Origin of the sequence: Armatimonas sp. (genome assembly GCF_031410135.1) — a bacterium.
GTDB lineage: Bacteria > Armatimonadota > Armatimonadia > Armatimonadales > Armatimonadaceae > Armatimonas.
On record NZ_JANNYP010000371.1, the window covers coordinates 1 to 9,134 of the forward strand.

Below are 9,134 nucleotides of genomic sequence, written 5' to 3' on the forward strand. Positions count from 1 at the left end.
AGGGACGGTCTTATCCACCGGTGCTTCCAGCCGCGTCAGCACCGACCCCATCGTCGGGGCCTTGTTCTGGCGAAACTCCGCCTCGGTGTAGCCTGAGAGACACAGATTCGACGAGTGCTCATCCCGCGCCCCGACTAGCGATCGGATCACCGCGACTTTATCCATCATCTTGGCAAGGCGCGGCAGATGCTCACAGATCTCGATGCCGGGGACATTAGTCTTAATGGGCTTGAACTCGCCGCGAATGTCCGAGGGCGCGTCCATCTTCAGGTCAAACGTGTCCTGGTGCCCCGGCCCACCGGGCAAGTAAATCAAAATAACGGCCTTGTGCGAGTTTTTTACTCCGGCCTGCGCTTCAGCGGCCAGTAGCTGCGGCAACGCCAAGCCACCCAGTGCTCCGACGGTTAAGAACTGCCGCCGCGACAGCCCGTCGCAGAACTTTCCTCCCGCACCACGAATCGTCAGCATCCTAGATCAGCTCCGCAATCGGCTCACGCCCGGCAAACAGAAAATTGGGGCGGCCCGTGACATCGGGGACAGGCGTATTGACAATATCAATGCCCATGTTTCTATAAAGCGTCACGAATACTTCTTTAATATCAATGGGCCGCTCGTCGGGCTCCTCACCAAACTTATTGGTGCTACCGATCACCTGGCCTGTCTTCATGCCGCCACCAGCCAGAAGCGCAAAGTTGGCGCGGGGCCAGTGGTCTCTCCCACCGTCTTTATTGATCTTAGGGGTGCGTCCAAACTCGCCCCAGACGACTACCGAGACATCGTTTTGCATTCCGCGGTCATGAATGTCCTGCACGAGCGAGCTCACGGCGGAGTCCAGCAGAGGCAAGTAGCGCTTGAGCTGGCCGAAGTTGTCGTTGTGGTAGTCCCAGCGGCCGTAGCCAATCGAGACGCAGCGTACACCCGCCTCGACCAAGCGGCGGGCCGCCAAAAACTGATCGTTGAGCATCGGCAGGCCATCGTCCACCGGCTCCAGCCGCCCGACCCCGTAGCGCTCGCGGGTCTTTTTATCCTCTTTGGTGACATCCAGCGCATGGACGAGCTTACTGGAGGTGAGAATATCAAAGGCGCGAGAGTTCAGCGCGTCTATCTCCGGCAGAGTATCTACCCGGCGGCGATAGCGGTCTAAGCTGGCGAGAAGCTGCTTGCGGTGGCTGAGGCGATCTAGCGAGACATCGGTGAGGGTCATGTCCTTCATCAAGTCCCCCGACGGCCGCATCGCCGCATGGGCCATGCCCAGAAAGCCGTGGTCGCCCGGATCGGCCCACTCCATGTGCCCGGCCTTGCCCTGCAGGCCCACAAACGGCGGGATGGTCTTCTCCGTGGGGCCTTCCAGCCGCGAGAGCACCGAGCCCATGCACGGCGCTTTGTTTTGATTCGTCTCCGCCACCGAGTACCCGCTCATGCAGATATGCGAGTCGTGCTCGTCGCGCATGCCGGTCAGCGAGCGAATGATCGCGAACTTGTCCATCATGGCCGCAATCTTGGGCATGTGCTCGCAGATCTCGATGCCCGAGACATTGGTCTTGATGGGCTTGAACTCACCACGAATGTCGCTAGGCGCATCGGGCTTCATGTCGAACATGTCGTGATGCGGCGGGCCACCGGGCAGAAAGACCATGATCACGGACTTCTGGTTCTTACGAATTCCCGCGTGCGCCTCTGCCGCCAGAATCTGAGGCAGGCTTAAGCCTCCCAGCGCAAGCCCCCCAATCTTGAGGAAATCCCGCCGAGAGACCCCATCGCAAAACCGCCCACTCTGCCGTCCACGAATTGTCAGCATGTCCTAGCTTTCCTTATTTGGATAGTATAGGCAAGTTCTCTCTAAAACGCCACTAAAGGTTCTCGTAGGCGAACTTGGGAATCTGGGTGGCGAGCTTGCCGCCGCTGACATCCACCATGGTGCCGGTGATGTAGCGCGCCAGATCCGAGGCTAGGAAACAGATTAGGTTGGCGACGTCCTGCGGATCGCCCCAGCGCCGGAGCGTGAGGGTGTCGAGCAGATTGGACTGGACGTCCTCAGGGCGCTCGGTGAAGTGGTTGATCTCGGTGGGGATCATGCCCGGCGAGTAGCAGTTCACGGTCACGTCCCATGGCCCCAGCTCACCGGCCAGCACACGGGTGAAGTAGTGCACGCCCGCCTTGGACGCGGCGTACGGCGCGCTGCCAATCGAGGGAATAATCGCGGCAAATGACGCGGCGTTGAGGATGCTTCCCCGCTTCTGCGCCTTCATCACCGGGATCACGGCCTGGCACATCAGAAACGTCCCCTTGAGATTGATATCCATGTTGGCGTCCCACGCCGCTTCGGTCATGGTCTCAATTGGCCCGCTGATCGAGACACCCGCGTTGTTGACCAGCGTGTCCACGCGGCCAAACTCGGCGACGATCTTGGCGATCAGCTCTTTGCACTGCTCGGGGCTGCGCACATCGGCAATGTGCTGGGCACCGCGCCAGCCATTGGCATTCCAGTCGGCCTTGACGGCATCGAGTAAGTCTGTACGGATATCAGTAACAACGACGATAGCGCCCTCTGCGGCTAGGGTTCGGGCGATGGAGTTGCCAATGCCCCGGCCTGCGCCGGTAACAATCGCGACTTGGTTTTTGAGATTAATTTCCATAGTGGTATGTCTTAGCGCACCGGCTTGCGGTGCGAGAAGATATTGAGGCCCAGCCAGCCCCAGAAGAGCAGGTGCAGGCCGATACTAAAAATAGGCATTGCAAACGGCTGGCAAAGCGCAACAACGCCTAGCAAGAGCAGTGCAATGCTAAGAAACTCTGCCATCTGGGCAAATCTACCGCTCAGCATTGATATTAAGCTCCGTTTTCTTGTCAAAGAGATGCGAGCGGCTCTGGTTGATCCGAGCGTGTAGTATCTGGCCTAGCGCAGGACGAAACGTCGGGGTGGTGCGCACCTTCACGATATGCCCCGCCAGCGCGACATTGATAATGTTCTCCGAGCCCAGCAGCTCGACGACCTCCACGGTTACGGGCAAGCTTCCGGGCATTCCGGCCTCGACAAAGGCAATGTCCTCAGGGCGCACGCCGAGCACCAAGCTAGTCTCGCCCGTCGGGGTGCTGGCAAAGCGGCCCTTGCCGTCGTTGTCCAGGCTCAGCTCCACTTTTCCCGCTTCTTCCGTGGGAATGAGTAAGAGGCTGTCGCCGGAGCGCTGGCAGGGGACAAAGTTCATCGCAGGGGAGCCGATAAAGCCTGCCACAAAGAGGTTGCGCGGGTTGTCGTAGACCTCCATTGGGGTGCCTGCTTGCTGAAGGAGTCCGACGTACATAATGGCAATCCGATCCCCCATGCTCATCGCTTCGAGCTGGTCGTGGGTGACATAGATCGTGGTTGCGCCTAAGTCCGTCTGGAGCTTCTTGATCTCGGCGCGCATCTCGGTTCTAAGCTTGGCATCGAGCGCGGAGAGGGGCTCGTCCATCAGAAACACCTGGGGACGGCGCACGATCGCGCGGCCAATGGTCACGCGCTGCTGCTCGCCGCCGGAGAGCTGGGTCGGCTTGCGGTCGAGTTTATCGGTGATGTGCAGCATCCGTGCTGCGATCATCACGCGCTCGTCAATCACCGACTGCGCGGTTTTCACGGCGCGGAGCGGGAAGCTCAGGTTCTCGCGAACCGTCATGTGCGGGTAGAGAGAAAACGACTGGAACACAAAGGCAATGTCACGCTCTGCGGGCTGCTTGTGCGTCACTTCCTCCTCGCCAATTCGGATCGTCCCACCGTCGGGAAGTTCCAGACCGGCAATGCACCGAAGTGTGGTGGTCTTACCACAGCCCGAAGGCCCTAGAAAGACCATGAACTCGCCGTCTTCCACGGAGAGGTCCATTCCCTTTACCGCGACCACTTGGTCGTACTTCTTAATCAGTTGCTCAACGCGAACGCTTGCCATCAATGCTCCCAAGGAAAATTCGTCCCCCTAGTGTACCAGACCTTTCCCTCGTTGGAAGCGATACAATTCCCTATGCGCACCAAAGCAAAACTAATCCTCGGTGCCCTCGGCTTCGTTGCCGCCACCACGGGTCTTGTGATTTGGCAGTCCACACCCCCACGCCTCGAAACCATCGCTCGCCGTCTGCCCTTCACGGATTTGGGGCATCTAAGTCCCTGTTGGATTTCTCCACACGAGCTGGTGACTGTGGTCGGTGACGGTGACAATGAGTATCAGCTTCAGGTACTCAATCTGACAACAGGGACTCAGCGCACGATTCTCGCCACTAAAACGCAAAGTACTCTTTTCCTGCTTTGGCCGATTCGGCTTCTGACAGATGCTTCGCCTGATGGTAGATGGCTTCTTCTGTCCGATTCTACCAAGAAAAGTAAAAAAATCAGAAAAGGCCAGAGATGGGTACAACACGACTGGCTTCTTCTACATCCCGATGGTACAGGGGCTCGTCATTTTTCCGCCCCGGAGTCTCTTTCCGCAGGCCCGTTTTGGCTCCCAGATAGCCGTGGTTTTACGACTTACGAGATGGGTATTGAAAAAAAACGAGAAGAAAGGACGATCTTTTCTGAGCAGGTGACTTACTTCACGGATGGGCGAGTGCCAACACGTACTCGCTTGGCACGGTACCCCGACTTCCAAAATTTCGCGTTTCAGGTTGTCGTCCAGCCTGACGGCTCGATTTTCCAACAAGACTTAGAGGACTCGCTTCTGTTCTTTCGCATTGACCGGAATCAGCCTGAGGCCCGTACACCTTATAGGTTCGCACTGCCTACAGGGCGGGAGAGTGCCGAGATTCAACAGACAGCTCTGACCCGCGATGGTCAAACACTGGTAGCGACCCTACGGGTACAGGCGAGCGCGATCCCCGAGCGTGAGACGTGGGAGGTGCTCCTCAAGCGGAAACTCACGATCGCCTACGACGAGTTGTGGATACTGCCCTCGGGTAGCCAGAAAGCAAAACTTCTCTTACGCCAGCCGGTCACCTCGGAGAGAAACAGTTCCTTTTCACTTGTATCCGTTACCCCTGATAGCAAGTATGCCTTGCTTCAAGGAGAGAACAAAGCGTACTATCTGCTCCCGCTTTAGCGCAGGAGAATCACGCTACGGGCAGGAATGGGGCGGTCAAGGGGGCCGTTGGGCGCAATGACAGCTAGGGGTAGGCCGGGGGCGATATTGACTGTGCCACCGCGCCCGCTCTGGGAGACGAAGCGGGTCTGGGCGCTGAGCTTAAGAGTCACGGAGATGGGGCGAGGAAGCTCCTGCTCGGACGCTCCGTAGGACTGAGCACGCACCACACGCAGGGTCAGGAGCTCCTTGCTTTTCTCCATCTTCTCCACGGTTCCGACGAGCTTTAAGTCGCCGGGGCGCAGGTCGAGGGGGCTGTAGTCCGCCTCACTCGCGCCGCCCGTGGTGAAGCGCCAGCGCCGGGTTACTTCTTTGGCAATCACTTCGACAATGTAGGTTGTTGCGGGTTGCAGGGGCACAAGCGGCACCAACAGGCAGGCATAGGTCAGCTCGCGGTCTTGGCCGGGGGTATTGACCTGGCACTTCACTTCGGCACCATCAGCCGTGGTCAAGCGCGCACTCTGGACGGTTAGCTTGGGCGATGATCCGCTGAAGTGGGCCAGCAAAATAGGGTAACCCACCACCTTGGGCGGGTTCGAGAGAAAGCGGGTCGGGGAGGGGATTTCGTCGTTGCGCCACGTGGTTGGAACGCCGGTCTCACCGTCGTAGGGGCTCATCACGGTTCCTGGCACTCCATCGCCGCCAAAGAGTAGCCCCGAAGCACGACCGCTATGCCCCGCCCCAAAGAGCAGTGGGCCAGGGCGCAAGAATGGCAAGCGGTGGTAGGGAGCATCAAAGAGGCCACGAACCGCTTTGTCTGCTCCCCCATCCGCAAGGCTCACAGCCTCGGCAAGAGTCGCTAAGAAGCCAAAGGCCTGTGCCCGTGCCAGCGGAGTCTCCCCCACAAAGCCGGGCTTGTTGGGGCTCTGCGTGTGCCCGATCAGGTTGTTCTTATCCAAGTAGGCTGCGTGGGCTTGCGCTGCTGCACAGAGCCGAGGGTCGAGCTGAAGCGCTGCCAACCCCAGACGTGCCCGAAGCCGATTGACCGCAGTTAGCGCTTCACCTGCCCAGGCAGAGGGAGGTGGGAGAGTGGCGATTGCCCCTGCTCCGACGGTAAATGTCCAGCTCACCTCAGGGTCTTTTTGCTTCGGAGAGAGCGTCACGCGGCAGCGAACCGAGTAGGTTCCCGGCGAGAGCGGCGCAGGTGGCGTGGCTCGCACGGCCCCACTCTCGTAGCGTGCCTCCAGTGGCTGGCCATTGAGCAGTAGCTCCATAGCGGTAATCTGGGCGCCATTTTTGGGCAAGAGGGGCCAGCTCAGCTCGGGGCGGGATACCCGCAACGTCCCCTGTGGCCCGGGTGTTTGGTAAGCGTACTGCATGGCCGGAGAGTTGGCGGGAGCGTGTGGGAATCGAACCCACCCAGGATGACATCATCACCCCACACACGGTTTTGAAGACCGGGAAGGCCACCAGACCCCATTCGCCCCCAGAAAAACAAGAACAGTACGATTATATCGTACGCAGTAGCTTTTCGATGCTCGTGCTACCCTCACTGCCGTTGTTAAGCACCTTGCCATCGGGATCGAGAAGAAAGAGCCTTGGAAAGCCCGCTAGTCCATATGCATCGGAGAGCTTTTGCAAGGCCAGAACTGTCGAGAGCTGGAGCTTGTTGCGCTGGATGAAGTTCGTCACTTGCTCGCGTGTGTCACCGATATTTTTGGAGAGACAGGCGACACCTGAGGCCTCACTGGCATAGTATCTGCGAGAGTCCTTTTTAATGGCTATCTCAGAAGGGCTCCAAACATTTTATTGCTATAGTCGAGGAATGGGCTGGTACCAGGGTCTACAGCTGCAGCTTGCAGAACGCAAGGAACAGGGAGTGTTGTCTCTGAGGATTCCAGGGCTCAGGCATCCAATTTACTGCCGCGCAAACCGAGTGGATCGTTTTGCTCTCGTTGAGGTCTTATTTGAAAGGCACAACGTGATTGCTCTTGCTGAGCCTCCTCAGGTAATTTTTGATGTGGGTGCAAATGTAGGTTATTCTGCTGTACTCTACGCCAATCTCTATCCCCAAGCAAAAATTATTGCACTTGAGCCTGCTCCGGAGAACTATCAAGTCGCCAGTAGAAATGTCTCCTATTATCCCAATATTACCTTGATTGCAGGAGCGCTCTGGCCTATCCCCACCATGCTGTCGATTGCGAACCGAGCGGACTGCTCCTGGGCCTACCAGATGCACGAAAAAGCGGGGAGTGAGAGCATTCGTGGCTGGACAATGCCTGAACTTCTGGAGAAGTTTGGGCTAAGACGAGTTGATTTTCTTAAGGTAGACATTATGGGCGCGGAGGAGTTTGTGTTTGCAGGGTCGCCTGCGTGGCTTGAAGCCATCCAGGTCGCTCTCATCAAGCCACACAGTACTGCTGCCCATGATGTGTTGTGCGCGGCCTTTGATTCTATTGATGTTGCAAGCCACAAACACGGCGACAAGCTACTCTTTCGGCGAGCCTCGCTCTAAAATCTGCTACAATTTCTTCATGGAACTCACGATTTTTGGGACGGCGGCCGCTGAGGGCTGGCCTGCTCCATTTTGCCGCTGCCCTGCCTGCCAAGAGGCCCGCCGTCGGGGTGGGCCGAATCTCCGTGCTCGCTCGGGGGCGATCTTAGACAACGATCTCAAGATTGATTTTTCGGCGGATACCGTGATGCAGATGCTGCGCACCGGGCGCGATCTCACGGAAGTCCGAAGCATCGTCTTTACGCACCAGCACTCGGACCATATCGTCCCCTCGGAACTAGAGTGGGCCTCGGGGCCGTTTACCAATACGCCACCCGCGCAGCCGATCATGGTTTTTGGCAACGCGCAGGTGATGGAGATGCTCCACCAGCAGTTCCCGAGCCCAGCAAAGGCGAACTTTGAGTTTCGTCCCGCACTGGAGGCGCTCGTTCCCATCATAACCCCGATGGGCGACACGATCTTGCCCCTGCCTGCGGATCACGCGCCGGGGGCTTTTGTGCTGTGCATCACCCGCAGCAACGGCAAGTCTATTTTCTACGGCCACGACTCCGGACTCTACCCGGAGGCGACTCTTGTGGCGCTAGGTCAAGGTGCGCCGCTGGATATCGCGGTCTTTGACTGCACTTATGGCGGAGCCAAGAGTAGTAACCGAGGACACATGGGCGTAGACGGCGTGGTTCAGATGGCCCAGGCGCTTCGTGACTGCGGCGCGGCCACCGAGAAAACCAAGCTAATCGCCACGCACTTCTCGCATAACGGCGGCCTGATGCACGAGGAGCTGGTCGAGGCGTTTTTGCCGCATGGAATCGCCGTCGCCTACGATGGAATCGTGGTGCGGGGCTAAGAGGGAACTTTCGTCATAAACCGGTTGACGAGCTAGGGAATGCGCTGTACAATCGGTTTATCTTTTTTTGGAGGCTGTTCTCTAATGAATAACCGACGTGGTTTCACCCGCACAGCGGGCTTTACTTTGATCGAACTTCTCGTCGTTATCGCCATCATCGCGATTCTTGCTGCGATTCTCTTTCCCGTATTTGCCCAAGCGCGTGCCAAGGCCCGCCAGACGGCTTGTCTCTCCAACATGAAGCAGATCGGAGTTGGGCTGATGATGTATGCTCAGGACTACGACGAAACCTTGGCAGGCAATCACTTAGGCACTCCCCACAATCCCCAAGGAGACTCCGGTGTCACCAATGCTGCTGGGACACAGAACCCGCTGGGCTTCATGACCCCCGAGGCGGGGGCGACCTCGACCGGCCTCGTGCTACGCAACTGGAACCGGGATATCCAGCCCTATATCAAGAACTTGCAGATCTACACCTGCCCGGATACGATCCCGCGCTCTGCAGGCCCTGCGGGAGCCAACAATGGCTTCCGTGAGACGAATGTAGCTGGCGGTGGCAATGGTACTTATAAGCTTAACGGACTCGTCTCCTCCAAGGCACTGGCCGCGATCCCTGCACCTGCGGAGATAATCTTTGCGGATGAGTACCGCTTCAAGACCCGTGGCTCCCAAGTGCGCCCCTGTCCTAACGGTACGACCTTAGCCGATGGTCGCCCCCAGTTCAACCAGTTCAACC

General features: G+C 58.1%; 11 protein-coding genes and 1 tRNA gene. 4 read left to right on the forward strand and 8 right to left on the reverse strand.

The features are described from left to right. From RMO15_RS13530 to RMO15_RS13550, 5 genes are all read right to left on the reverse strand, one after another. A partial coding sequence (locus RMO15_RS13530) for a DUF1501 domain-containing protein (protein WP_309713442.1) occupies positions 1-468 on the reverse strand: 468 nt, incomplete at its 3' end. A gap of 1 nt (position 469) precedes the next feature. Next, positions 470-1,798 (reverse strand): DUF1501 domain-containing protein, encoded by a 1,329-nt coding sequence (locus RMO15_RS13535; protein ID WP_309713445.1) that lies wholly within the window; start codon positions 1,796-1,798, stop codon positions 470-472. A gap of 52 nt (positions 1,799-1,850) precedes the next feature. Then, positions 1,851-2,636 (reverse strand): SDR family NAD(P)-dependent oxidoreductase, encoded by a 786-nt coding sequence (locus RMO15_RS13540; RefSeq protein ID WP_309713448.1) that lies wholly within the window; start codon positions 2,634-2,636, stop codon positions 1,851-1,853. Between the two features lie 11 nt (positions 2,637-2,647). After that, positions 2,648-2,800 (reverse strand): hypothetical protein, encoded by a 153-nt coding sequence (locus tag RMO15_RS13545; protein ID WP_309713451.1) that lies wholly within the window; start codon positions 2,798-2,800, stop codon positions 2,648-2,650. 10 nt (positions 2,801-2,810) lie between these two features. Beyond that, on the reverse strand, positions 2,811-3,920 hold the full coding sequence (locus RMO15_RS13550; RefSeq protein ID WP_309713454.1) for an ABC transporter ATP-binding protein: 1,110 nt from the start codon (positions 3,918-3,920) through the stop codon (positions 2,811-2,813). A gap of 72 nt (positions 3,921-3,992) precedes the next feature. On the opposite strand from RMO15_RS13550, the gene RMO15_RS13555 reads away from it, so the two are divergent. Then, positions 3,993-5,060, forward strand: a complete 1,068-nt coding sequence (locus RMO15_RS13555; protein WP_309713458.1) for a hypothetical protein — start codon at positions 3,993-3,995, stop codon at positions 5,058-5,060. Here the strand turns inward: RMO15_RS13555 and RMO15_RS13560 are convergent. From RMO15_RS13560 to RMO15_RS13570, 3 genes are all read right to left on the reverse strand, one after another. Next, the gene (locus RMO15_RS13560) at positions 5,057-6,418 is read right to left on the reverse strand and encodes a CAP domain-containing protein (RefSeq protein WP_309713461.1); all 1,362 of its coding nucleotides are present in this window, start codon (positions 6,416-6,418) and stop codon (positions 5,057-5,059) included. The two genes, RMO15_RS13555 and RMO15_RS13560, sit on opposite strands and share 4 nt — an antisense overlap. A gap of 11 nt (positions 6,419-6,429) precedes the next feature. Continuing rightward, positions 6,430-6,527 (reverse strand) — tRNA-Sec (locus tag RMO15_RS13565). A gap of 21 nt (positions 6,528-6,548) precedes the next feature. Beyond that, entirely contained in the window at positions 6,549-6,731 is a 183-nt protein-coding gene (locus tag RMO15_RS13570; RefSeq protein WP_309713464.1) for a hypothetical protein, read from the reverse strand. Positions 6,732-6,864: 133 nt separating this feature from the next. On the opposite strand from RMO15_RS13570, the gene RMO15_RS13575 reads away from it, so the two are divergent. The 3 genes from RMO15_RS13575 to RMO15_RS13585 form a co-directional block, all read left to right on the forward strand. After that, positions 6,865-7,554, forward strand: a complete 690-nt coding sequence (locus RMO15_RS13575) for an FkbM family methyltransferase (protein WP_309713467.1) — start codon at positions 6,865-6,867, stop codon at positions 7,552-7,554. A 19-nt stretch (positions 7,555-7,573) separates the two neighbouring features. Then, entirely contained in the window at positions 7,574-8,398 is an 825-nt protein-coding gene (locus tag RMO15_RS13580; protein ID WP_309713470.1) for an MBL fold metallo-hydrolase, read from the forward strand. An 84-nt stretch (positions 8,399-8,482) separates the two neighbouring features. Continuing rightward, positions 8,483-9,134, forward strand: a 652-nt coding sequence (locus RMO15_RS13585) for a DUF1559 domain-containing protein (RefSeq protein ID WP_309713473.1), incomplete at its 3' end; no start/stop codon positions are given.

Coding starts and splice junctions, on each gene's coding strand:
- RMO15_RS13555 (WP_309713458.1), top strand. CDS start 3,993: ATGCGCACCAAAGCAAAACTAATCCTCGGTGCCCTCGGCTTCGTTGCC.
- RMO15_RS13550 (WP_309713454.1), bottom strand. CDS start 3,920: ATGGCAAGCGTTCGCGTTGAGCAACTGATTAAGAAGTACGACCAAGTG.
- RMO15_RS13580 (WP_309713470.1), top strand. CDS start 7,574: ATGGAACTCACGATTTTTGGGACGGCGGCCGCTGAGGGCTGGCCTGCT.
- RMO15_RS13545 (WP_309713451.1), bottom strand. CDS start 2,800: ATGGCAGAGTTTCTTAGCATTGCACTGCTCTTGCTAGGCGTTGTTGCG.
- RMO15_RS13540 (WP_309713448.1), bottom strand. CDS start 2,636: ATGGAAATTAATCTCAAAAACCAAGTCGCGATTGTTACCGGCGCAGGC.
- RMO15_RS13560 (WP_309713461.1), bottom strand. CDS start 6,418: ATGCAGTACGCTTACCAAACACCCGGGCCACAGGGGACGTTGCGGGTA.
- RMO15_RS13535 (WP_309713445.1), bottom strand. CDS start 1,798: ATGCTGACAATTCGTGGACGGCAGAGTGGGCGGTTTTGCGATGGGGTC.
- RMO15_RS13575 (WP_309713467.1), top strand. CDS start 6,865: ATGGGCTGGTACCAGGGTCTACAGCTGCAGCTTGCAGAACGCAAGGAA.